Origin of the sequence: Microbacterium sp. Se63.02b (genome assembly GCF_014171575.1) — a bacterium.
GTDB lineage: Bacteria > Actinomycetota > Actinomycetes > Actinomycetales > Microbacteriaceae > Microbacterium.
Genome location: NZ_CP050453.1, coordinates 1 through 23440, shown reverse-complemented (window position 1 = coordinate 23440; position 23440 = coordinate 1). Strand labels below are relative to the sequence as shown.

Sequence of the window (23440 nt, the reverse complement as noted above, 5' to 3'; positions counted from 1 at the left end):
GAAGAAGCGCAGCCGGTGGACATGGCCGCTGATCGCGCTGATCGCCCTGCTGGTGATCGTGCTCGGCGGAACGTTGTGGGCGATGCTGGCGAACCAGGGCGGCGACGATCCTGATCCGACGAGTCCGCCTCCCAGCTCCCCGTCGCAGTCGCCGACGCCGTCGGACACGCCGACGCCCGAGGTGACCCGCGTCGACGTGACGGCCCTCAACCTGGTCGGGATGGACTGCGGCACCGCGACGTCGACCCTGAAGAGCGCCGGCTTCGACAGCGACATCACCTGCACCGACGGCGACCCCGCCGCCACCGATGACAAGGTCGGCACCGTCTACCGCGTCGCGCCATCGGGGAACGTCGAGACCACGCAGCCGATCGCGCTGACGGTCTACGCACCGCGGGCAGCCCTGCCGACGCCGACCGATGCGCCGACGATCACCGGAGACCCGGTAGCCGGCAGCACTGTGAGCATCGCGTGGGGCACCGGATTCACGTGCCCGAGCGGCACCACGCTCTCGGGTTACGTCGTGTCGCTGCAGAACGGGACGTTCGTCTCCGGAGGACCGAACTTCCAGCCGACGCAGCGCAACACGCAGGTGCAGGTCGCCGACGCGGCGGGTCAGCAGCTCATCGTCACGTACCAGGGCATGTGCTCCGGTGGCGATCAGCGCACCTCCGCCGCCTCGCCGCCGCTGTCGGTGCCGATCGTCGCCGCGCCCGACCCCGGCGAGGGTGACGACGGCGGCGAAACCGCCGGGTAGCCTGTAGTTCCAGCTCAGTCGAAGTCGTTTCCAGGGGGTAGTACGTGTCCACAGAGCCACGAGTCATCGCGGGCCGATACCGCGTCGACGAGCTCATCGGGCATGGCGGCATGGCGAAGGTCTACCGCGGGTACGACCTGACTCTCGGCCGCGAGGTCGCGATCAAGATCCTCGATCCTGAGCTCGCGCGCGACACGGCGTTCCGCACACGGTTCCGGCTGGAAGCCCAGGCGGCCTCGCGCATGTCGCATCCCTCGATCGTGCGCGTGTACGACGCGGGCGACCCTTCGACCAACGACGCCTCCTCCGAAGAGCTTCCGTACATCGTGATGGAGCTGGTCAAGGGAACCCTCCTCAAGAAGATCATCGCCGACGGTCCGGTTCCCGTGGAAGATGCGGTGCGCTACGTCGACGGCATCCTCGAAGCCCTCGACTACTCGCACCGTGCGGGCGTGGTGCACCGCGACATCAAGCCGGGCAACGTCATGGTGACCGACAAGGGCCAGGTCAAGGTGATGGACTTCGGCATCGCACGCGCGGTGTCCGATTCGTCGTCTACCGTCGCCGAGACCACGCAGATCATCGGCACCGCGGCCTACTTCTCGCCGGAGCAGGCCAAGGGCGAGCCGGTCGACGCCCGCGCCGACCTGTACTCCACCGGCGTCGTGCTGTACGAGCTGCTCACCGGCCGTCAGCCCTTCCGTGGTGAGTCTCCGGTCGCCGTCGCATACCAGCACGTGAGCGAGACCCCGATCCCGCCGACCGAGGTGAACGAGAACGCACCGGGCGCACTCGACCCGATCGTGCTGCGGGCACTCGCGAAGGATCCGTACCAGCGGTACCCCGACGCCGCGCACTTCCGCGCCGCCCTCGACTCCGCCGTCGCGGGCAACGCTCCGACGCGCAAGGAACTCGGGTCGCTGACGAGCGAACTGTACGGGCCGAGCCCGCGGCAGGCTCAGGAGACGGCGCGGTCGCTGCGACAGCTCAGCACCGACACCACCATGACCCGCACCCAGTCGGGTCCGCCGGTCGCCTGGATCTGGGCCGGTGTCGCTCTGCTCGCCGTGCTGCTGGCGTCCGTGCTGTTCTGGGTGGTCACGATCAGCATGCGGCCGCCCGAGGTACCCAGCACATCACGCATCGTACCGAACCTCGTGAACGTCTCCTCGGAGCGCGCGCAGGACGATCTCGCCAAGCTCGACCTCACGGCGAAGATCGTGATCGAATCCAGCCCGGACATCGCGGAGGGCAACGTGATCCGCACCGATCCCGAGGCTGGAGTCTCGGTAGAGGAAGGGTCGACCGTCACCGTCCATGTGTCGTCCGGGGTCGAGACGGTCACGGTGCCGAAGATCGAGGGCATGGCCCTCGCCGATGCCACGAAGGCGCTGAAGACCGCGGGGCTCGAGCTCGGCACGGTGATCCAGCGCAACGACAAGGCCCTGGCAGCGGGAACCGTGATGTCCGCCAGCGAGGATGCGGACAGCGAGGTGGCTCCGGGGACCGTCGTGAACGTCGAGGTCGCGAGCGGCAAGGTGACTCTGACCAACCTCGTCGGCTGGACCGTCGATGCCGCCACCACGAATCTCACCGATCTCGGATTGAACCCGGTTCCGGTCGAGGAGACGGATTGCCCCGCGACCGAGCCGACGACCGTGCACTCGATGTCGGTCGCGCCCGGAGACGTCCCGGTCGGATCGTCTGTCGAGCTGCGGTACTGCGCCGGGGGCTGAGTCGTAGAGCGTCGCTGGAGCGACACGGGTCAGCGTGACAGCGGGTGCAGGCTCTCTGCACGGGCCACGGCATCCTGCGCGCCGCACAGCTCGAGCCAATTGGCGAGGAGCCGGTAGCCACCCTCTGTGAGCACACTCTCGGGGTGGAACTGCACTCCCCACAGCGGCAGTTCCCGGTGGGCGAGCGCCATGACCGTTCCGCTCTCGGTCCACGCCGTGGCGACCACACCGGGCGGGAGGTCGGCCTCCGCGAGCGCCAGCGAATGGTAACGGCCGGCCTCGAATGGGGAGGGGATGCCCGAGAATAACGCCGATCCGTCGTGCGACACCGCCGAGACCATCCCGTGCATGAGCTCCGGCGCCTCGTCGACGTGCGCACCGAAGGCTTCGCCGATCGTCTGATGGCCCAGGCAGACGCCGAGAGTCGGCGTGCGCAGGCGTGCCGCGGTCCGCACCGCCGCGACGGATGCGTCGGCGTCGGCAGGACGACCGGGTCCGGGGGAGAGGAGTACGGCATCGTGGGAGGGCATCAGGCGCTCGAGTTCGTCGGCGTCCACGGCGTCCGACTCGACGATCGCGGTCTCCGCTCCGAGTTCGTGGAGGTAGCCGACGAGCGTGTGCACGAAGCTGTCGTGGTTGTCGACCACGAGCACGCGGGTCATTCGACGTCGACCTCGCCGGGGGAGATGATCGGACTCACCCACGGGAAGACGTACCAGAACAGACCGTAGAGGATGGCAGCGACGACGATCACCAGGATCAGCACGCGCAGCCACCACGGACCGGGCAGCAGGCGCCAGAGTGCGGCGTACATCAGTCTTCTCTCTCGTGAACGTCCATGGTCATACCGATGGGGCGGCCGGAGGCGGGGGCGGGTCGGTCAGTGCACTGGGCGGTCCCTCTGCGCGCGGCTGGAAGCTCTCGAAGACCCCGTAGGCGACGATGCGCTCGGCGAGCGAATACAGCGGCGAGCAGGCCGTGAGAGTGATGTACTGCTCACCGGTCTGCTGCTCGGGCATCTGCGGGACATCGGCGAGGACGTCGGTCTGAGTCGGCTTGACATACTCGAGCGTCCGGAACCGGTATGTGTACCACCCGTCGGGCGTCTCGACGACGATCGCATCGCCCAACTGCAGCTTGTCGAGCTGATTGAACGGCTTGCCCCACGTGGTGCGGTGCCCGGCCATCGAGAAGTTGCCGACCTCGCCGGGCATCTTCGAACCCTTGTAGACCCCGATCCCCTTCTGGTCCAGCGTACGAGCGCGGCTCGTGCCGCCATAGATCCCGAAGTTGTAGTCGGCTCCGAAGCGGGGGATGTGCATCTGTGCGAACCACGCTCCATCGGCGGGCGCGGCCGGTACGGGTGGGACGTACGTCGGGGTTCCCTCGTCATCCTCGACCACGGGCGGCAGCTCGGGTGCTTCTGCCTGAGCCAGTTGCTGAGAGATGGCCGCACCCTCGTCGTTCTTCTGAGCGCTGATGATGATGTCGCCGATCCACATCTGCCACGCGACGAACAACAGGACGATCACTCCGGCGGTGAGCAGGAGCTCGCCGAGCACGCTCGCGAAAGTGGCGCGGGAGCGCGGTCGCTCTCGTCGCGGGCGTCGCCCCCCAGGCACGACGGTTGCGGTCATGCCGTGATCATATCCGTCGTCGCTGAACAGTCACCGGATCGGCGCTACGACCGGCGAGGGTCCCGTGCGAGATGCGCCGCACCGGAACTCGAGGGCTCTCGGCGCGGCACAGATGTCTTGGGTACAATGACGGCATGGCACGTGACCACAAGACCGAAGAACCCGCCGTCGAGCGCGCCGAAGGCGAAGCAGCTCCCAACGCCGTCTGGTTCAAGCCGGTGATGATCGGCTTCATGCTCCTCGGTCTCGCCTGGATCCTCGTGTTCTACATCTCGGGCATGCAGTTCCCCATCCCGGGGCTCGACAACTGGAACCTCGCGATCGGTCTCGGCATCGCTCTGATCGGCTTCCTGATGACCACACGCTGGCGCTGACGCCACTCCTTCTTCTCGAAAGGCCCCTCGCATCGCGAGGGGCCTTTCTTCATGCGGGAGCCAGAGTTATCCACAAGACTCTCCACAGCCTGGGGAGAATTACACCGGTGTTATTCACAGGGGTTAACAACCCTGTTAACAACTCCGGATCAGGCCAAAAGGAGCAGGGGCGGAACGAAGGCGACGATCACGAGCAGCAGGACGACCAGTGCTGCGAGCAACACGATCTGCCAGGTGCGCTGATCACGGCGCTTCGTCCGGGTGTAGATGAGGGCGACCAGGGCGCCGACGACCGCGCCGCCCAGGTGGGCCTGCCAGGAGATCCCGCCGACGAACAGGCCGAAGGCGAAGTTGATCCCGAGGATGACGAGGATCCCCGTGACGTTGGCGCCGATGTGGCGTCCGATGATGAGCAACGATGCCAAGAGCCCGAAGATCGCGCCGGATGCGCCGACCGTCCACGACCCTGGAGCGAGGAGCGCGACCATCACCGACCCGCCGAGGCCGCTGATCAGATACATCGCCAGGAAGCGGACACGACCGAGCATCGGTTCGAGGCTCTGCCCGAGCATCCACAGGGCGAGCATGTTCAGCGCGAGATGGATGAAGCCGCCGTGGACGAACAGGACCGTGAGCAGACGCCATGGTTCGAAGGGCAGAGCGAAGAGGTTCGGGTAGAGATAGGGAGCGAAGAAGCCCAGAGCCTGGGTGATCGGCTGATTCATCCCCGGGATCAGCTGCACCAGTCCGATGAACGACGTCACGGCGAGCAACGCGTAGGTGACGACGGGCCTTCCGCTCCGGGCCATCGCCATCGTCCCGGTGCCGCGACCGCCCCAGCGGCGAGCGGCCTTCTTCTGTGCCGGCGTACGGTTCTTGCGCTCGGCGTTCATGCACTGCGGACAGATGACGCCGACGGGCGCCTGTGTCTGACACTCGGGGCAGATGGTGCGCATGCACCGCTGGCAGAGCACGAAGCTCTGCCGATCCGGATGCCGGTAGCAGAAGTTTTCGCGATTGCTCGTGAACTCAGGCGTGGTCATCCGGATCGGCCGCAGCTGTCGTCAGGCCGCGACGATGTCGATCGACTGCAGCACCACGGGCTCGATCGGCTGGTCGCCCGGACCCGTCTGCACGGCGCCGATCTTGTCGACCACAGCCTTGGAGGCGTCGTCGGCGACCTCGCCGAAGATCGTGTGCTTGCCCTGCAGCCACGGCGTCGGGTCGGTGGTGATGAAGAACTGCGAGCCGTTGGTGCCCTCGGGCTTGCCGGTGATGGCGTTGCGACGAAGGCCGGCGTTGGCCATGGCGAGGATGTAGGGCTCGTTGAAGTTGAGCTCCATGTTGATCTCGTCGTCGAAGTTGTAACCGGGACCGCCGACACCCTTACCGAGCGGGTCGCCGCCCTGGATCATGAAGTTCGGGATGATGCGGTGGAAGATGACGTCCTTGTAGAGAGGTCCCTCGCCCGGCTTTCCGGTGGCGGGGTGCGTCCACTCCTGGGTGCCGTCGGCGAGGCCGATGAAGTTCTTGACCGTCTTCGGGGCGTGATCGCCGAAGAGGTTGATGACGATGTCACCGTGGTTGGTGTGCAGGGTTGCGACGTGAGAAGCGTGAGCCATGCCCTCATTCTCGCAGAGCTTTCGGTGAGTTCGCCCGGTGTACCGCGGATCGGACGAAGGCGCAAGGGCCGGGCGATTCCCGCCCGGCATCCAGCCTCTCGTGGCAAGATGGGGAACCCGTACTCCAATGGACAGGAGAGCATCGTGAGCCTCAGCCGCAAGCGGAAGAAGGAACTGCGTCGTCTTCAGAACGACGCGAACCAGCTTTGGGAGAACCAGCAGGTGCTCGTCGGCCACGCCGCTGACGTCGCCCGTGAGGCCGGTCGTCAGCTCGGCAACATCAATCGCGAGCAGGTCGTGCCCGTGATCCAGGACGCGTACAACCGTCGTGTCGCCCCGACCGTCGACCGCGGTGTGCAGTTCGGCAAGCACGTCGTCGACGACAAGGTCGTCCCGATCGTCGGCGGGGTCGTCGGATCCGCGCTGACCGCGTGGGACGTCGCGAACGCCAAGCGCCACGGGGTCTCGGCCCCCGCGCCTCGTGGCGCATTCGGCAAGAAGCAGAAGTCGGGTCCCGGCCTCGGGTCGGTCATCGCGATCATCCTCGGTGCTGCGGCCGCCGTCGGCGTCCTCTACGCCGCATGGCAGACGCTGCGCGCGGATGACGAGCTCTGGGTCGCCGACGACCCGCTCTCCGCTCCTGACGCGTGAACACCTCTGATCCCGCCTCCGTCGCCTCCGGTGGCGGAGGCGATCAGCATGCACGGGTGCGCGATGCGGCCCGCGCGCGGGGCCTCGAGATCGAGATCCGCGAGCGCCCCGCCGCCGGAAGCCTGTTCGAGGCCGCGGAACTGCTCGGCATCCCCGCCTCCGGCATCGTGAAGACGCTGGTCGTGAAGCGGTCGGATGACACCTTCCTGTTCGCCCTGGTTCCCGGTGGGCGCTCGATATCCTGGCCGAAGCTGCGGGCACTGGTCGGCGTGAACAAGCTGCGGCTCCCTGAGCCGGAGCTCGCGCTCGCGGCGACCGGCTACGAGCGCGGCACCATCGTGCCGATCGGCAGCACGACCGCGTGGCCGGTCTATGCGGACGAGTCGATCGTCGGCCGGCGGATCGCGATGGGAGCGGGCGCCCACGGCTACAGCCTCTTCGTCGAAGCCGACGACCTCATCGCCGCGTACGGGGCCACCGTCGCCGACATCTCCGTGCCCGAGGACCGCTGACTCCCGGGTCGACGATCCGGGTCGGGATCAGATGATCCCCGCCATGCGCATCGCGATGTCGACGAGCTTCACCCGCTGCAGCTGGGCGACGGCCTTCAGGGAGAACCACTCCGCCATGTCGGTCGACCCGCCGGTCTCGAAGCGGAGCTTGCCACCCGTGACCTCGGCTCGATAGACGATGCGAAGGGTGTGCAGGGGGTCTGCAGCTTTCTGGACGCGACGGCCAGCGGGGATCACCCGGGAGTGGATACCGAGGAGCTCCCCCACCTTGACGCTGTAGCCGGTCTCCTCCCGGAGTTCACGACGAACCGCATCCTCAGGGGATTCGCCGGGTTCGAGGCCACCACCGGGCATCGTCCAGGCCACGCGGCGACCTTCCGTCCAGCGCGCCAGCAACAGACGCCCGTCGTCATCGGTGACGACCGCGTACGCCGCGACACGCAGGTCCATGGCTCACACACTATCCGGCGGCGGAAGGTCCCGATGACCGCGTGTCAGACGACGCGGACCCCGAGGATCGATCACGAATCGAGAAGCGCGTCCTGGTCCGGAATCCGTAGTGTGAGTCCCACACCGGCAGCACATCGAGAGGACAGGTCATGGCGGAGAAAGAGAAGAACTTCAGCGCCGAGGAACGCGAGGCCATGCAGGCCGCAGCGAAGGAAGCACGAACTCGGCGTTCTCGGGCGAAGAAGTCTCCGGAGGAGCTGCGAGCTGCAGGAGAGGCCGATCTCAAAGAGGCGATCGAGAAGCTGACGCCGGAGGACAAGTCTCTCGCCGAGAAGCTGCACGCGCTCGTCTCCGAGGTCGCGCCGGAACTCGTTCCCCGCACCTATTACGGCATGCCCGCGTGGGGTCGAGACGGCAAGGTGCTGTGCTTCTTCCAGCCGGCGAGCAAGTTCAAGGTGCGTTACGGGACCTTCGGCTTCGAACCGATCTCCAACCTCGACGACGGCACCGTATGGCCGACCGCTTACGCCGTGACCGACCTGACGAAGAAAGACCTCGAGTTCCTGGCGGAGCGCATCCGCGTCGCGATCAGCTGACGGCGACCGAGAGTCGCGGGGCAACTCCGTCGGAGGATCGGGTGCCCAGTGCGAGGGGTGCACAGTAGCGTGGATGCCGTGAGCACATTGCCCTTCCCCGCCGCCGTGTACGCCGCCCGTCTCGCCCGGGCCTCATCGCTCGCCGCCGAGTCGGGACTCGACGCCATCGTGGTGGGCCCCGGCCCCGATCTGCAGTACCTGCTGGGCGTGGAGGGCGACACCATCGAACGGCTGACCGCCCTCGTGATCGGACCGGCCGTGACGCCGACCGTTGTTGTGCCGCGGATGGAGCTCGCCAAGGTCCGCAGCACGGCTGTCGGGGAACTCGAACTCGAGATCGCCGACTGGGTGGACGGCGAAGACCCGTACGGGCTGGTGACCGCCGCCGTCGGCCATGCTTCTCGAGTAGGAGTCTCCGATGCACTGCCCGCGCTGCATGTGATCCCTCTCGGTGAGCGCCTCGGTGTGCAGCTGGAGCTCGCCACACCCGTGCTCCGGGAAGGGCGCATGATCAAGGATGCCGAGGAGATCACGGAGTTGCGTCGCGCCGGCGAGGCGATCGACGCCGTCCACCGCCGCGTTCCGCAGTGGCTTCGTGCCGGACGCACCGAGAGGGAGGTGGCCACCGACATCGCAGAGGCCATCGTCGCCGAAGGCCACCGAACGGTCGAGTTCGTGATCGTCGGATCGGGTCCGAACGGTGCCGACCCGCATCACGAGGTCTCGGACCGCGTGATCGAGCAGGGCGACGTCGTGGTGGTCGACATCGGCGGCGCCGTGCCCAGCGGGTACAACTCCGACAGCACGAGGACCTACGTCGTCGGCGCACCCGACCCCGCGGCAGCCGAGCGGATCGCCGTTCTCGTACGCGCGCAGCAGGCGGCAGTGGATGCCGTGCGTCCCGGCATCACCGCGGCCGAGGTCGATGCGGCCGCGCGCACCGTGCTCGTCGAGGCGGGCCTGGGTGAGGCGTTCCTGCATCGCACGGGTCATGGGATCGGCGTCTCAGTGCACGAGGAGCCGTACATCGCGCCGGGCAACGACCTCGTGCTGCGTGAGGGCATGGCGTTCAGCATCGAACCCGGTATCTACTTCGCTGGGGAGTGGGGCGCCCGCATCGAAGACATCGTGGTCGTCACGGCTGCGGGGGGCGAGCGGTTGAACGTCGCGCCGCACGAGCTCGTCTCGGTCGGCTCGGACTGACGACGCTCCAGCGCCCGTCGGGGTAGCATCGGCCCATGCGCCGCCGCCGCAAGGTCTCTTCCGCCACCGCGTCTCCGGCGACCCGTGCCCGCTACGCCAAGCGACGTCAGGGGCGACTCGCCCGTGTCGACAATGACTTGACCGATACACAATGGCATGAGCTGATGGAGGCCTGGGGCGGGTGCGCGTACTGCGGGGGAGACGGCGCGGCACTGCAACGCGACTGCATCCAGCCGATCTCCCGTGGCGGTCGATACACGCTCGCTAACGTGGTCCCGGCGTGCGCGTCGTGCAACGCCAGCAAGCACAACGACGAGGTGACCGGATGGCTTCGCCGCAAGAAGCTCGATGAGCGCACCTTCCTCGTGCGTCACGCCACGATCCTGCGGGACCTGCGTCCTGCCGAGTGAGACCTCGCAACGGAAGAAGCCCCCGGCGGCGGCCAGGGGCTTCATCTTCCTGTGGAGCCTAGGAGATTCGAACTCCTGACATCCTGCTTGCAAAGCAGGCGCTCTACCAACTGAGCTAAGGCCCCGTGAGGGTGTTTCTTGAATTGAGGAGTGGGGCTACCAGGACTTGAACCTGGGACCTCTTCATTATCAGTGAAGCGCTCTAACCGCCTGAGCTATAGCCCCGTCAACCTCCAAGACTTTACCGGAGAAAGACGGAAAATCCGAATCGAGGGCGAGGACCACGCAGAGTCCCCACCCCCGACGGGATTCAGCGGCTCGGACGGATGGTCGCCGTGCCCGCGGAGAGCGAGACGTCGATCGTCCTGCGAGCGCTCGAGGCTTCGTCGACCTTCGCGTTCAACGTGCCGGCGCTGATGTCCTGGGTGATCGCATACTCGACATCGGGGACGGTCAGATCCAGCGAGCCCGCGCTCACGTCGATCGTCGTCTGCGTCGGAGGCGTGCCCGTCAATTCGACCGTGAGGTCACCGGCCGACACACCCAGGTCCGCGGAGGAGACACCATCGACGATGATGTCTGCACGGCCGGCGCTCATCTGCACGTCGAGCTCCTCGGCAGACCCCGTGGCATCCAGGGCCCCCGCGCTCACTGTCACGTCGAGCACCCCGAAGTCCCCGTCCACGTCGAGGCTGCCGGCCTCGAGAGTGAGGTCGGCGTCGAGTCCCGCGCCGCGGAGACTCTCGGGCAGGGTGAGCACGGCGATCTCCTCATCGCCGAACCAGTTCCCGAACCACCAGCCGAAGACACCCTGCGGACTCCGCACGATCAGCTCATCGTCGTCACGCTCGAAGGTCCACGCGGTGCCGCGACCGTTGGTCACGGCCAGCTCCGCCTCATCGACGTCGCCGAACTCGACGCGCATGCTGCTGGCGTCCGCGTCGACGTCGAGTCCCTCGATGCCCGCGACATCGACCGTCTGCACCGAGTCTGGGCGACTCGACGAGATGACGGTGCCTGCCGCCGCCGCGGCGGCCGTCCCGCCGGTTCCCAGCAGGGCGATCCCGCCCACGACGGCGGTCACGACCAGAACCGCGGTGGCGCCGGACGAGCGTCCACCCGCGGAGGGTGGTGGCGTACTCGGAGACGGGGGCGCCTGAGGTGCGGACATCTGAGGTCCACCGGGGGGCGGCGGTGAGGCGGGCGGCGGCGTGAACGATGTGTGCTCTGCCGGGGCGTCGTTGTTTTCGGTGGTCATCGTGCCACTCCTGTCTGGCCGGTCGGCGGCGTCGTGCCGCCCGTGTTCTCGATGTGGGCGAGCGCGGCGAGCACGCGGCGGTTACCGGACTCGTCCGGGTCGAAGCCCAGCTTCTGGAAGATGGAGGTGATGTGCTTCTCGACGCTGGCCTCCGAGAGGAACAGCAGTCCGGCGATCGCCTGATTCGACTTCCCCTCGGCGATCAGCGCGAGAACGGTGCGTTCGCGTTCCGTGAGCCGCAGCATCCGATCGTCGCGATTCCGTCGCGTGAGCAACTGGGCGACGACCTCGGGGTCGAGCACGGTCGCGCCCTCCGCGATGCGCTGCACCGAGGCGAGGAACTCCGCGACGTCGGCGACGCGATCCTTGAGCAGGTATCCGAGCGGACCGCCCTGCGCTGCGATGAGATCCGAGGCGTATCGCTCTTCGACGTACTGCGACAGCACCAGGATCGCGAGCGAAGGATCGGTCGACCTCAGTGCCAGCGCCGCGCGGATGCCCTCATCGGTGAACGTCGGGGGAGCCGCACATCCAGGATGCAGAGCTCGGGCGCGGTATCCGCGACGGCGGCCTCGAGGCCTTCGGTGTCGGACAGCGCCGCGACCACCTCATGGCCGGCGTCTTCGAGAAGACGGACGAGGCCCTCTCGCAACAGGACGGAGTCCTCGCAGATCAGGATGCGCATGGGACGGTCACCTCCAGGCTGGTCGGTCCGCCCTGCGGGCTGTCGAGACGGAAGGTTCCGCCGGCGGCGAGGATGCGGTTGGCGATGCCGTCGAGGCCGCCTCCCGGTTGCACCTGCGCGCCGCCGATCCCGTTGTCCTCCACGCGGGCCCAGAGCGTGTTGCCTTCGCGAAGTCGCACGATGACCCGCGCCTCGCTGGCTCGGGAGTGCTTCGCCGCGTTCGTCAGCGACTCGGCGATCGAGAAGTACACCGCCGCTTCGGCCTCGCGGCTGCACCGCCCGTCCATGCGCACGTCGAGGTGCACGGGGATGTGCGAGCGTCCGGCCAGGGCGGAGAGGGCCGCGTCGAGGCCGCGATCGTCGAGCACCGAGGCGTGGATGCCGCGCGCGAGCTGCCGCAGCTCGGTGATGGCTGCCTTCGTCGAGGTGTGCGCCTCGTTGATCAGCTCCTTCGCGGTCTCCGGGTCGCTGTCGATCTTCTGCTGGGCGAGGCCGAGGGTCATGCCGACCGACACGAGCCGAGGCTGGACCCCGTCATGGAGGTCCCGCTCGATGCGGGTGCGCTCCACGTCGGCGGCGCGCACCGCGCCTTCCCGCTGAGCGGAGGAGGTGCGGACCCGCTCGGTGAGCTCCGTCTCCCTGCTCCGAACCACGATCGCCAGCGAGAGGGTCCGGTGCAGCAGGGCGAGACCGATCATCCCGACGATGCAGGCGGCGATTCCGAGGATGCCCACCAGAGGGGCCCATGCCACGGGGATGCCTCCGCCGCCGAAGGGTCCCATCACCGCGTCCGCGGCCGTGAGGGGGGCGAACGAGATGATGATCGACCACACCAGGCCCCAGAACAGACGGAGGACGACAACACCGAGGATGGCCGAGATCGCGAAGTTGGCGACGGCGCGCCACATGCGACCGTCGATCGCCTGGCGCCCGAGAGAGCGGAGCCAGCCGCCGAAGCCGGGACGGTCCCGTCGCTGAACCTGCAAGGGGGCGATGGGCGTGCGGTAGAGGGCTCCGACGCGAGCCACCTCGAACCAGCCGAGGCCGTACAGAGCGTAGACGAGCCCTACGAGGAGCACGAGGCCGACGCCCGCGACGAAGAGGAGGCCGAGGCCGGTACCGAGGAGTCCCGCGAGCATTCCGAAGATGGCGCCGCCGAGCACTCCGAGACCTGCCAGGTGCAGGATCGTGAGGAAGATGCGCGACGGCGGCTTCACCGCGGGTGCGGGTGCCGGGGTCGCAGTCTGAGTGGTCATGTCTCCAAGGTACGGCGGGGCACCCAGAGCCGACACCGAGTCATCCGGACTCTCGTCTTCGGGTTTTCCCTACCCGGGAGACGACGAAGGGCGGATGCCGCAGCATCCGCCCTTCGTCCGGTTCGAGGAACCGTGGGTCAGTTCGACATGAAGCCGACGAGCAGTCCGCCGGTCACCTTGACGGCGAGGTTGTAGATTCCGGCGATCACTGCGCCGAGAACCGTGAAGACGATCAGGTTCAGGATCGCGACCACCGCCGCGAACGCCATGACCTGCGGCAGACCGACGACCTCGGAGAGCACGAACGTGTTGTCGGTGATGCCGAGCAGGAAGCTCTCGGCCGTGCTCATCACATTCGTCGCCTGGAGCACGAGGAAGATGAGGAAGAACGACACCATGGTGACCACCGCGAGAGCGACCGCTCCGAGGAACGAGAGCTTCACAGCCGACCAGAAGTCGACGTAGACCAGACGGAGTCGGACCTGCTTGCCGCCTGTCTTGCGTGTCGACTTCTTCGCCAGCTTGTCGGCCACTGTACTCATGCGTCTGTATCCTCGGGGGTCTCTGTCGTCTCAGGCGCCTGGGGGTCGGCATCCTCCGCATCCGCCTCTTCGTCTGCGAGGCCACGCTCGCCATTACGGGCGATGGCGAGGATGCGATCGGCCTCGGTCGTCCGGGCGAACACCACTCCCATGGTGTCTCGACCCTTGGCGGGGACCTCGGCCACGGCAGAGCGTACCACCTTGCCGCTGGACAGAACCACCAAGACCTCGTCGTCCTCCGAGACGATCAGACCGCCCGCGAGAGTGCCTCGATCGTCGTTCAGTTTCGCGACCTTGATGCCCGTTCCGCCGCGGCCCTGGACGCGATATTCCTCGACCGCCGTGCGCTTCGCGTACCCTCCGTCGGTGACGACGAAGACGAACTTACCTGGTGCGGCGACGGATGCCGAGAGCAGGCAGTCCTCGTCGATCTTGAACTTCATGCCCCGGACACCGGCCGTCGCCCGGCCCATCGGACGCAGGGCCTCATCGGTGGCTTCGAAGCGCACCGACATGCCGCGACGGCTGATCAGGAGGATGTCGTCTTCGGCGTTCACCAGCAGGGCGCTGACCAGCTCGTCCTCGTCGTTGAGACGGATCGCGATGACGCCGCCCTGACGGTTGGTGTCGTAGTTGTCGAGCCGTGTCTTCTTGACCAGGCCCTCGCGCGTCGCCAGCACGAGGTAGTCGGCGACCTTGTAGTCGCGGATGTCGAGCACCTGGGCGATGCTCTCGTCGGGCTGCAGAGCAAGCAGGTTGGCGACGTGCATGCCCTTCGCATCGCGGCCGGCTTCCGGGACCTCATAGGTCTTCGCGCGGTAGACGCGGCCCTTGTCTGTGAAGAACAGCAGCCAGTGGTGCGTCGTCGTCACGAAGAAGTGCTCGACGATGTCGTTCGCACGCAGCTGGGCACCCTTGACGCCCTTGCCACCGCGATGCTGAGAGCGGTAGTTGTCGCTGCGCGTGCGCTTGATGTATCCCTCACGCGTGACGGTGACGACCATCTCCTCCTCGGCGATCAGGTCTTCCATCGACACGTCGCCGTCGAATCCGTGCAGGATGTGCGTGCGCCGCTCGTCGCCGAAGCGCTCGACGATGCCGGTCAGCTCTTCGCGGATGATCGTGCGCTGACGACCCTCGTCGGCGAGGATCGCCTTGTAGTCGGTGATCTGGGCTTCGAGCTCGTTCGCCTGGTCGATGATCTTCTGACGTTCGAGGGCGGCGAGGCGTCGAAGCTGCATCTGCAGGATCGCATCAGCCTGGATCTCATCGATGTCGAGGAGCGTCTGGAGCCCTTCGTTGGCATCTGCCGTGGTCTGCGAACGACGGATGAGCGCGATGACCTCGTCGAGCGCGTCGAGCGCCTTCAGGTATCCGCGCAGGATGTGCATGCGCTTCTCGGCCTCGCGCAGACGGAACTCCGTGCGCCGGACGATCACATCGATCTGGTGGGCGATCCAGTGCGAGATGAAGCCGTCGATGGCGAGCGTGCGCGGAACGCCGTCGACGATCGCGAGCATGTTCGCGCCGAAGTTCTCCTGCAGCTGGGTGTGCTTGTACAGGTTGTTCAGCACGACCTTCGCGACCGCGTCGCGCTTGAGCACGACCACGAGACGCTGACCGGTGCGGTCGGACGACTCGTCGCGGATGTCGGCGATACCCGTGATCTTGCCGTCGCGGGCGAGGTCGCCGATCTTGACCGCGACGTTGTCGGGGTTGACCTGATACGGCAACTCGGTGATGACGAGGCAGGTGCGTCCCTGGATCTCTTCGACGTTGACGACCGCGCGCATCGTGATCGAGCCGCGTCCGGTGCGATACGCCTCGTGGATGCCCTTGGTTCCGAGGATCTGGGCACCGGTCGGGAAGTCCGGCCCCGGCACCCGCTGGATCAGGCCGTCGAGCAGCTCCTCGCGGGGGAGGCCGGGGTTGTCGAGCGCCCAGAGCGCCGCATCCGAGACCTCTCGCAGGTTGTGCGGCGGGATGTTCGTGGCCATGCCGACCGCGATGCCGACCGATCCGTTGACGAGCAGGTTCGGGAAGCGTGCCGGGAGGACCGTCGGTTCCTGCGTCTGACCGTCGTAGTTGTCGGTGAAGTCGACGGTGTCTTCTTCGATGTCGCGCACCATCTCGAGCGCGAGCGGAGCCATCTTGGTCTCGGTGTATCGCGGGGCTGCGGCGCCCATGTTGCCGGGGGAGCCGAAGTTGCCCTGGCCGAGAGCCAGCGGGTAGCGCAACGACCACGGCTGCACCAGGCGGACGAGCGCATCGTAGATCGCAGAGTCGCCATGAGGGTGGTACTGCCCCATGACCTCGCCGACCACGCGAGCGCACTTCGAGAACGACTTGTCCGGTCGGAAGCCGCCGTCGTACATGCCGTAGATGACACGGCGGTGCACCGGCTTGAGTCCGTCGCGCACGTCCGGAAGGGCGCGGCCCACGATGACGGCCATCGCGTAGTCGAGGTAACTGCGCTGCATCTCGAACTGCAGGTCGACCTGGTCGATCTTGCCGTGTTCGTGTTCCGGCTCGGTGCGTTCTTCGTCAGTCATAAGTCAATCTCTCTGTCACACATCTGGTCTGAGCCCGCGGGGCGTCAGATGTCGAGGAAGCGGACGTCCTTGGCGTTGCGCTGGATGAAGCTGCGCCGGGACTCGACGTCCTCACCCATCAGCACGCTGAAGATCTCGTCGGCCGCGGCCGCGTCTTCGATGGTGATCTGCTGGAGGGTGCGCGTGGTGTGATCCATCGTCGTCTCCCACAGCTCCTTGGGGTTCATCTCGCCGAGACCCTTGTAGCGCTGGATGCCTGCATCCTTCGGGATGCGCTTGCCGTTGTCGAGGCCGTGCTTGAGCAGGGCGTCGCGCTCGGCGTCGCTGAACACGTACTCGTGCGCCGAGTTCGACCACTTGAGGCGGTACAGCGGCGGCATCGCGAGGTACACGAAACCGGCCTCGATGAGTCCGCGCATGTAGCGGAAGAGCAGGGTGAGCAGCAGCGTCGTGATGTGCTGGCCGTCGACATCGGCATCGGCCATCAGCACGATCTTGTGATAGCGCGCCTTCTCGATGTCGAACTCTTCGCCGATGCCCGTGCCGAAGGCCTGGATCATCGCCTGGACTTCCTTGTTGCCCAGGGCCTTGTCGAGTCGGGCGCGCTCCACGTTGAGGATCTTGCCTCGCAGCGCCAGGATCGCCTGCGTGTGCGGGTCGCGACCCTGCACCGCGGAGCCGCCGGCGGAGTCACCCTCGACGAGGAAGATCTCGCTGATCGACGGATCCTTGCTCGTGCAGTCCTTGAGCTTGTCGGGCATGGCCGCCGACTCGAAGACGCTCTTGCGGCGGGCGGTCTCGCGAGCCTTGCGGGCGGCGAGACGAGCCGTCGCGGCATCGATCGCCTTGCGGATGACGTTCTTCGCCTGGTTCGGGTTGCGCTCGAACCAGTCTCCGAGCTGGTCACCCACGACCTTCTGCACGAAGGCCTTCGCCTCGGTGTTGCCCAGTTTCGTCTTGGTCTGACCCTCGAACTGCGGTTCACCCAGCTTGATGGAGATGACGGCGGTCAGACCCTCTCGGACGTCGTCGCCAGAGAGGTTGTCATCCTTCTCCTTGAGCAGGTTGTTCGCACGGGCGTACTTGTTGACCAGGGTGGTCAGCGCCGCGCGGAATCCCTCCTCGTGTGTGCCACCTTCGTGGGTGTTGATCGTGTTCGCGTAGGTGAAGACGTTCTCGGTGTACGAGGTCGTCCACTGCATGGCGACCTCGAGCGAGATCTTCCGTCCGGTGTCCTCCGATTCGAAGGCGATGATCTCCTCGTTGACGACCTCGGCGTGACGCACCTTGTTGAGGTATTCGACATAGTCGACGAGTCCGCGCTCGTAGAAGAAGACGTCGCCGGGCTGCTTGGTGACGGTCGCGCCGTCTTCCTCGACCTCGTAAGCGGACGACTCTCGCTCGTCGCGCAGCTCGATGCGCAGTCCCTTGTTCAGGAACGCCATCTGCTGGAATCGGGTGCGCAGCGTGTCGTAGTCGAAGTCGATCGTCTCGGTGAAGATCTCGGCATCCGGCCAGAACGTGATGCTGGTTCCCGTGTCGTCGGTCGCCTCGCCCTTCTCGAGCTTCTGCTGCGGGACCCCGCCGTCGGCGAAGGAGTGGCGCCAGACGAAGCCCTTCTGCTTGACCTCGACGTCGAAGCGGGTGGACAGAGCGTTCACGACGGACGAGCCGACACCGTGCAGACCACCGGAGACGGCATAGGCACCACCGCCGAACTTCCCGCCGGCGTGCAGGATCGTCAGCACCACCTCGACCGTCGACTTGTTGGGATCGGACGAGTGCGGGTCGACCGGGATTCCACGACCGTTGTCGACGACACGGACGCCGCCGTCCGCGAGCATCGTCACCAGGATCGTGTCGGCGTAGCCGGCCAACGCCTCATCGACGGAGTTGTCGACGATCTCGTAGACCAGATGGTGCAGGCCTCGTGGTCCGGTCGAGCCGATGTACATGCCGGGGCGCTTGCGGACGGCTTCGAGACCTTCGAGGATCTGGATCGAATCCGCGCCGTACTCTCCCGGCTGCTTCGCCTTGGGTGCAGTGGTGCCCTCGGTTGCGGGGGTTCCCCCGTTGTTCGATTCCGTCTCGTCAGCAGGGGATTCAGGCGTCATCAGAGGGCATTCTCCACATCGATATCACGAACTCCCATTCTAGCGGGGTTTCGTCGGGAAATGCCGCTCAACGGCCGCGTGTGGCCCTCTGAGCGTTTCAGACCCCTTGCACGGTGCCCTACCCGTAGGTATCGCGCGGGCCCCGTCCTGGAACGGCTCTGGGACCCCATTTCCAAGAGGGGACGTCCGGGCCGATGAAGCGGAGGTTCTCGACGCCCGCGTCGGGATACCGTCGACCGATCTCGGTGAGAATCGTGGCTCGCATGAATTGGAGGTTCTTCGCCCATGCCGTCGAATCGCACTTCACGGTGAGCAATCCACGCTCGAGAGAGACAGGTTCGGAGTGCTTCGCGGTGTCGGCGCCGGCGAGATCGGCCCATTGCCGCACGAGGTCTTCGCGAGCGAGGGTGGTCTGCCATCCGGAGTCGCGGGTCAGCCGATCGAGGATGTCACCGAGCATTCCCGGATCCCGCCCTGGTGTGAACGGCGCGTTGTCATCGTCGACGGCGATACGGCGTTTGCGCTTCCAGCTCGTGGAACTCGGCTTGAGGCCACGCAGGCGCAGGTAGGTGGCGACCGTCTCCGGGACCTCGGCTGCGGGAGCCGGAACCGCGTCACTCATCGTCACCCGCCTCACTCTCGCTGGATCCGTGTGCGTGCCGGACCGCCCGGTCATCGCTGATGGTCCCGGCGCTGATGTGGACCACATGCGCATGCAGCACCGCAGGGATATCCTCCTCCACCGCAGCGGTGACCACCACCTGCTCGTATCCTGCTGTCAAACCCGCGAGCCTCTGACGGCGGTCGGCATCGAGTTCTGCGAACACATCGTCGAGAATGAGCACGGGATCGCCCGCGGGCGACTCGCTCCGCAACAATTCGGCCGAAGCGAGCCGCAGTGCGAGGGCGACGGACCAGGACTCGCCGTGAGATGCGTAGCCCTTCACGGGAAGATCGCGCACCCGCAGCACGAGGTCGTCGCGGTGGGGTCCGGTGAGGGTGAGCCCACGATCGAGTTCGTTCGATCGCTTCGCAGCGAGCGACGCACGGAACATCTCGGCGATCCGGGCCGTGTCTCCGACCGGTGCGGCCTCGGCGTCGTCGACGACACCGTCTTCTTCTTCCGGATCTCCCCCATCGACCGACAGCGCCCATTCGAGTCGAGGCCTATGGTCGGCTCCGGCGATGGCCTCGTAGGCGTCGGCCACCGGCTGCTGCAGATCGGTCGCGAGTCGCTGTCGTGCCGTGATGATCTCGGACCCGAGGGCCACGAGCTTGTCATCCCAGACGTCGAGGGTGCTCAGTCCCTCGCCCCGGACACCGCGCGCCCGTGCGGACTTGAGAAGTGCGTTTCGCTGTTTGAGCACACGGTCGTAGTCGCCGAGCACCGCTGCCATCCGCGGGGTGCGCTGTATCAGCAGCTGGTCACTGAACCTGCGGCGTGCAGACGGGTCGCCCCGCACGATCTGCAGATCCTCCGGGGCGAAGAGAACGACGTGCGCGTAGCGGGGCAGTTCGTTGGGTTTCGAAGGGGCGCCGTTGATTCGTGCTTTGTTCGAACCTTGCCGATTCACCTGCACCTCGGCGAGGACGCGACGTTCGCCATGCGACAGCCGGGCACGGATGACGGCGAACTCCTGGCCATCGCGCACCAGCGGAGCGTCGGACGACACGCGGTGCGAGCCGAGAGTCGCGAGGAAGACGACGGCTTCGGCCAGATTCGTCTTGCCCTGCCCATTGCGCCCGACGAGCACGTTCGGTCCGCGGTGAAGTGAGAGTTCGGCGGTCGCGTAATTGCGGAAATCGACCAGACTCAGGTGCTCCACAATCACGGAGCCAGCCTACCTTCGGGGTCTGACACGGGATTTCTTCTCGGTTTTGGTGCTTGTGGGTCGCAGGTGAAGACGCACCCTTCGCTCGCAGAGCGGGTTCCCTCCCACTTCATGGGGCCCCTCCCGATGCTCGCTCCGGGAGCATCGTCACCTGCGACGGTTCCGTGGATCGTCTTACTGGCTGATCCGGGGACGTTCGGGTATGACGGGGAGTGAGGGATCAGCGAAGGAGGAGGTTGGGCTGAAGCAGGTACTTGAACGAATCCAGACCTGCCTGATCGACAGAGGTCTGGCTCGTGATGAGGACCGGGCTGAGCTTGTTGGCGTTGTCGCTCGAGGTGAACGTCACCCGCACGAACTCGCTCTTCACCGCACCCAGAGCCTCGATCAGGTACTGGGGGTTGAGGCCCAGAGTGACTTCGTCGCCACCGGAGAGGATCGCATCGACCGACTCGGAGGCCCGTGCATGCTCGCTGCCGGAGGCATCCATCGTCACGCTGTCGTTCGAGAAGGTGAAACGCAGCGGAGCAGCGCGGTCGAGCACGAGAGAGACGCGGCGAACCGCTTCGATGAGATCGGCGGTGTTGACGACGGCGTAGTGGTCGGTCTGCTCCGGGAACAGACGCCTCACCGGCGGGAAGTTGCCCTTGATGAGCAGCGACGTCACTGTCTTGTTGCCTGCGGTGAATGCGATGATCTCGCGGTCACCCGCTCCGGAGAACGCGACCTGGATAGTGCCGGCATGACCGAACGTCTTACCGACCTCGAGCAGGGTGCGAGCCGGAACCAGAGCGGTCGCTTCGACCGACTCTCCGTCCCATGGGACGTCTCGGAGCGAGACACGGTACCGGTCGGTGGCGACCAGGCTCAGGTTGTGACCCGAGACCTCGAGCTGGACACCGGTGAGCACAGGCGTGACGTCGTCGCGGGACGCCGCGAATCCGACCTGGGCGATCGCGGTGCCGAAGTCATCGGCCGGGACGACGCCGGATGACCCGGTGACCTCGGGGATCGACGGGTATTCCTCGACCGGCATGGCAGCGAGGGTGAATCGGGCGGAGCCACAGGTCACGGCGATACCGCCGTCTTCCTCGACGGCGATCTCGATCGGCGCATTCGGCAGCCGGCTGGCGATGTCGGAGAGCAGTCGACCGTGCACGAGGATTGTGCCCGGGGTGTCGACGGTGGCTTCGATCGTGGTGCGAGCAGACGCTTCGTAGTCGAAGGCCGAGAGCGTGAGTCCGGAGCCGTCTGCCTCGATCAGGACTCCGGCGAGGATCGGCTGCGGATTGCGCTGGGGCAGAAGCTTGACGACGAACGAGACAGCCTCGCTGAAGACATCGCGGTTGACCTGAAACCTCACGGGTGCTCCCTTGTCGTCGATCTGTGACGCGTTGTCGTCGTTCCTGCCGGTGCAGGGCTTCCCATGCTAGCCCCACACTCCCGCGTATCCCTACGCCGAGCTTCTTGTCGTCCCTCCGACGGTTCTCCCCACCGTCTGGTGATCGGATCGCGCCTTGAATGGGTTAACTCCTTAACAGTGTTAACAGCTGTGGATACTGTGGATAACTCGGTGGATATCAAGAGCGAGTAGGGAACTACACGGCTGTCAGTTGTGGAATCCCTGAGGAAACCGCGGGTTCCACCGTTTTTGGGGCCTGGTGCCGAACCCCGAGTTATCCACAGGTTCCACCGATCGGCCCACATTCGTCCCGATCCGGAGCGCTCTCATCCACAAGTTATCCACATGTGCATAGAGGCATTTATCGGTTGCACCTGAGCGGTGTCAAGTACAAGAAGAGGGGGGCACACCGCTCCTCATCCGGATGCGGTGTGCCCCCTCGGCGGAGACGGTGCGGACTCAGCGACGACCGAGCTGCGTCGTGATCTCGGTGACCTGGTTGTAGATCGAACGCCGCTCCTTCATGAGCTCGCTGATCTTCTTGTACGCGTACATGACCGTCGTGTGGTCGCGATTGCCGAAGAGCTGGCCGATCTTCGGCAACGACAGACTCGTGCGCTCCCGGCACAGGTACATCGCGATCTGTCGGGCGGTCGCGATCTGCTGCGACCGGCTCGAGCCGTACAGGTCGTCGACGGTGAGCTTGAAGTACTGCGCGGTCGCCGTGATGATGTCGGTCGGCGAGATGATGTTGTCTTCCGCCGTGTCGATGATGTCGCGGAGCACGGTCTGGGCGAGCGAGATGTCGAGCGCAGAGCGGTTGAGACTGGCGAACGCCGAGACGCGGATGAGCGCACCCTCGAGTTCACGGATGTTCGACGAGACCACCGTCGCGATGTACTCCAGAACTTCATCCGGGATGTGGAGTGCTTCGCTCTGGGCCTTCTTGCGGAGGATGGCGATGCGGGTCTCGAGGTCGGGTGCCTGAACGTCGGTGATGAGACCCCACTCGAAGCGGCTCCGCATCCGATCCTCGAACCCCGTGAGGTGCTTGGGGGCCACATCGCTCGTGATCACGACCTGCTTGTTGTGATCGTGAAGCGTGTTGAACGTGTGGAAGAAGGCTTCCTGGGTCTCGGCGCGCCCTTGGAGGAATTGGATGTCGTCGATCAGGAGGATGTCGACGTCGCGGTACCTGGCCTGGAACGCCGCGCCGCGGTTGTTCGCGATCGAGTTGATGAAGTCGTTCGTGAACTCCTCACTCGAGACGTAGCGAACCTTGACCCCGGCATAGAGGGACTGCGCGTAGTCGCCGATGGCGTGCAGGAGGTGCGTCTTACCGAGGCCCGAGTCGCCGTAGATGAACAACGGGTTGTATGCCTTGGCCGGTGCCTCGGCGACCGCGACCGCTGCGGCATGCGCGAAGCGGTTGGACTGGCCGATGACGAAGTTGTCGAAGGTGTACTTCGGGTTCAAGCGTGATTCGTGCCGCAGCTGCGTCGGCTGCTCCATCGGCGATTCGATGCGTGTCGGTTCCTGGCGTCCGAAGTCACCGACCGCGATCGGCGCTGTCGGCTGCTCCGCGAGCTCATGGTTCACCACGACCCGGTACGAGGTGACCTCATCGCCGATGTGTGAGAGCGCCTCCATGATCGGAAGACGGAGTCGCTTGTTGATCTGCGCCGCCGTGAGGTCGTTGGGAACCTCGAGATAGAGCGTCGCCGCCATGACGCCCGCCGGCACGGCGAGACTCAGGAACCCCTGAAGCTGCGGGGTGACCCGATCGTCGTCGACCAGAAGATCCTGCACCGTGGTCCAGATCGGGACGTCGGGCTGGGCAGGTGATGACAT

At 66.1% G+C, this 23440-nt stretch carries 23 protein-coding genes, 2 tRNA genes and 1 pseudogene; 8 read left to right on the top strand and 18 right to left on the bottom strand.

All coding sequences use genetic code 11. From position 1 onward, the window contains the following. Window positions 1-82: 82 nt before the first annotated feature. Together G4G29_RS23735 and pknB are read left to right on the top strand one after the other, a co-directional pair. Window positions 83-757: a hypothetical protein gene (locus G4G29_RS23735; RefSeq protein WP_345941131.1), complete on the top strand. Its 675-nt coding sequence runs from the start codon at window positions 83-85 to the stop codon at window positions 755-757. 44 nt (window positions 758-801) lie between these two features. After that, on the top strand, window positions 802-2493 hold the full coding sequence (gene pknB / locus G4G29_RS00125) for a Stk1 family PASTA domain-containing Ser/Thr kinase (RefSeq protein ID WP_183151405.1): 1692 nt from the start codon (window positions 802-804) through the stop codon (window positions 2491-2493). Window positions 2494-2522: 29 nt separating this feature from the next. Here the strand turns inward: pknB and G4G29_RS00120 are convergent, their stop codons facing one another. From G4G29_RS00120 to G4G29_RS00110, 3 genes are read right to left on the bottom strand one after another with little or no spacing between them, the layout of a single operon-like run. Further along, on the bottom strand, window positions 2523-3155 hold the full coding sequence (locus G4G29_RS00120) for an aminodeoxychorismate/anthranilate synthase component II (protein WP_183151404.1): 633 nt from the start codon (window positions 3153-3155) through the stop codon (window positions 2523-2525). After that, entirely contained in the window at window positions 3152-3307 is a 156-nt protein-coding gene (locus tag G4G29_RS00115) for a hypothetical protein (RefSeq protein ID WP_183151403.1), read from the bottom strand. The genes G4G29_RS00120 and G4G29_RS00115 overlap by 4 nt, the downstream gene beginning before the upstream one ends. Before the next feature lie 28 nt (window positions 3308-3335). Next, complete coding sequence (locus G4G29_RS00110; RefSeq protein ID WP_183151402.1) at window positions 3336-4130, bottom strand: class E sortase; 795 nt, start codon at window positions 4128-4130, stop codon at window positions 3336-3338. Between the two features lie 134 nt (window positions 4131-4264). On the opposite strand from G4G29_RS00110, the gene G4G29_RS00105 reads away from it, so the two are divergent. Continuing rightward, complete coding sequence (locus G4G29_RS00105) at window positions 4265-4504, top strand: cell division protein CrgA (protein ID WP_183151401.1); 240 nt, start codon at window positions 4265-4267, stop codon at window positions 4502-4504. Between the two features lie 149 nt (window positions 4505-4653). Here the strand turns inward: G4G29_RS00105 and G4G29_RS00100 are convergent, their stop codons facing one another. Beyond that, window positions 4654-5547 (bottom strand): rhomboid family intramembrane serine protease, encoded by an 894-nt coding sequence (locus G4G29_RS00100; protein ID WP_183151400.1) that lies wholly within the window; start codon window positions 5545-5547, stop codon window positions 4654-4656. A gap of 21 nt (window positions 5548-5568) precedes the next feature. Then, a complete protein-coding gene (locus G4G29_RS00095) occupies window positions 5569-6126 on the bottom strand; it encodes a peptidylprolyl isomerase (RefSeq protein WP_183151399.1) in 558 nt (185 codons plus the stop codon). Window positions 6127-6270: 144 nt separating this feature from the next. Here G4G29_RS00095 and G4G29_RS00090 point away from each other — a divergent pair, with 144 nt between their 5' ends. Both G4G29_RS00090 and G4G29_RS00085 read left to right on the top strand, forming a co-directional pair. Continuing rightward, the gene (locus tag G4G29_RS00090) at window positions 6271-6777 is read left to right on the top strand and encodes a DNA helicase (protein WP_183151398.1); all 507 of its coding nucleotides are present in this window, start codon (window positions 6271-6273) and stop codon (window positions 6775-6777) included. A gap of 56 nt (window positions 6778-6833) precedes the next feature. After that, the gene (locus G4G29_RS00085) at window positions 6834-7289 is read left to right on the top strand and encodes a YbaK/EbsC family protein (RefSeq protein WP_183152708.1); all 456 of its coding nucleotides are present in this window, start codon (window positions 6834-6836) and stop codon (window positions 7287-7289) included. Window positions 7290-7316: 27 nt separating this feature from the next. Here G4G29_RS00085 and G4G29_RS00080 read toward each other — a convergent pair whose 3' ends face one another. Further along, the gene (locus G4G29_RS00080) at window positions 7317-7739 is read right to left on the bottom strand and encodes an NUDIX hydrolase (protein WP_183151397.1); all 423 of its coding nucleotides are present in this window, start codon (window positions 7737-7739) and stop codon (window positions 7317-7319) included. A gap of 149 nt (window positions 7740-7888) precedes the next feature. On the opposite strand from G4G29_RS00080, the gene G4G29_RS00075 reads away from it, so the two are divergent. The 3 genes from G4G29_RS00075 to G4G29_RS00065 all read left to right on the top strand — a co-directional run bounded on the left by G4G29_RS00075 (window position 7889) and on the right by G4G29_RS00065 (window position 9948). Further along, window positions 7889-8335: a DUF1801 domain-containing protein gene (locus G4G29_RS00075; RefSeq protein ID WP_183151396.1), complete on the top strand. Its 447-nt coding sequence runs from the start codon at window positions 7889-7891 to the stop codon at window positions 8333-8335. Between the two features lie 78 nt (window positions 8336-8413). Continuing rightward, a complete protein-coding gene (locus G4G29_RS00070) occupies window positions 8414-9538 on the top strand; it encodes a Xaa-Pro peptidase family protein (RefSeq protein ID WP_183151395.1) in 1125 nt (374 codons plus the stop codon). Between the two features lie 35 nt (window positions 9539-9573). Beyond that, a complete protein-coding gene (locus G4G29_RS00065) occupies window positions 9574-9948 on the top strand; it encodes an HNH endonuclease signature motif containing protein (RefSeq protein ID WP_183151394.1) in 375 nt (124 codons plus the stop codon). Window positions 9949-10000: 52 nt separating this feature from the next. Here the strand turns inward: G4G29_RS00065 and G4G29_RS00060 are convergent. From G4G29_RS00060 to dnaA, 12 genes and pseudogenes are all read right to left on the bottom strand, one after another. Continuing rightward, window positions 10001-10073 (bottom strand) — tRNA-Ala (locus tag G4G29_RS00060). 26 nt (window positions 10074-10099) lie between these two features. Then, a tRNA-Ile gene (locus G4G29_RS00055) sits at window positions 10100-10173 on the bottom strand. A gap of 85 nt (window positions 10174-10258) precedes the next feature. Beyond that, on the bottom strand, window positions 10259-11032 hold the full coding sequence (locus G4G29_RS00050) for a DUF4097 domain-containing protein (protein WP_244632269.1): 774 nt from the start codon (window positions 11030-11032) through the stop codon (window positions 10259-10261). 170 nt (window positions 11033-11202) lie between these two features. Then, window positions 11203-11891 (bottom strand): annotated as a pseudogene (locus G4G29_RS00045) (response regulator transcription factor). Then, a complete protein-coding gene (locus tag G4G29_RS00040; RefSeq protein WP_183151392.1) occupies window positions 11879-13147 on the bottom strand; it encodes a histidine kinase in 1269 nt (422 codons plus the stop codon). Before G4G29_RS00040 ends, G4G29_RS00045 begins: the two are co-directional and overlap by 13 nt. 137 nt (window positions 13148-13284) lie before the next feature. Further along, window positions 13285-13689, bottom strand: coding sequence for a DUF3566 domain-containing protein (locus G4G29_RS00035; RefSeq protein WP_183151391.1), 405 nt, complete (start codon window positions 13687-13689; stop codon window positions 13285-13287). After that, entirely contained in the window at window positions 13686-16241 is a 2556-nt protein-coding gene (gyrA, locus tag G4G29_RS00030; protein ID WP_183151390.1) for a DNA gyrase subunit A, read from the bottom strand. Before gyrA ends, G4G29_RS00035 begins: the two co-directional genes overlap by 4 nt. A 44-nt stretch (window positions 16242-16285) precedes the next feature. After that, window positions 16286-18355 (bottom strand): DNA topoisomerase (ATP-hydrolyzing) subunit B, encoded by a 2070-nt coding sequence (gyrB, locus tag G4G29_RS00025; RefSeq protein ID WP_183151389.1) that lies wholly within the window; start codon window positions 18353-18355, stop codon window positions 16286-16288. Between the two features lie 118 nt (window positions 18356-18473). Then, entirely contained in the window at window positions 18474-18977 is a 504-nt protein-coding gene (locus G4G29_RS00020) for a DciA family protein (RefSeq protein WP_183151388.1), read from the bottom strand. Beyond that, the gene (gene recF / locus G4G29_RS00015; RefSeq protein ID WP_183151387.1) at window positions 18970-20187 is read right to left on the bottom strand and encodes a DNA replication/repair protein RecF; all 1218 of its coding nucleotides are present in this window, start codon (window positions 20185-20187) and stop codon (window positions 18970-18972) included. Before recF ends, G4G29_RS00020 begins: the two co-directional genes overlap by 8 nt. Window positions 20188-20407: 220 nt before the next feature. Then, window positions 20408-21550 (bottom strand): DNA polymerase III subunit beta, encoded by a 1143-nt coding sequence (gene dnaN / locus G4G29_RS00010; protein WP_183151386.1) that lies wholly within the window; start codon window positions 21548-21550, stop codon window positions 20408-20410. A gap of 498 nt (window positions 21551-22048) precedes the next feature. After that, on the bottom strand, window positions 22049-23440 hold the full coding sequence (gene dnaA / locus G4G29_RS00005) for a chromosomal replication initiator protein DnaA (protein ID WP_183151385.1): 1392 nt from the start codon (window positions 23438-23440) through the stop codon (window positions 22049-22051).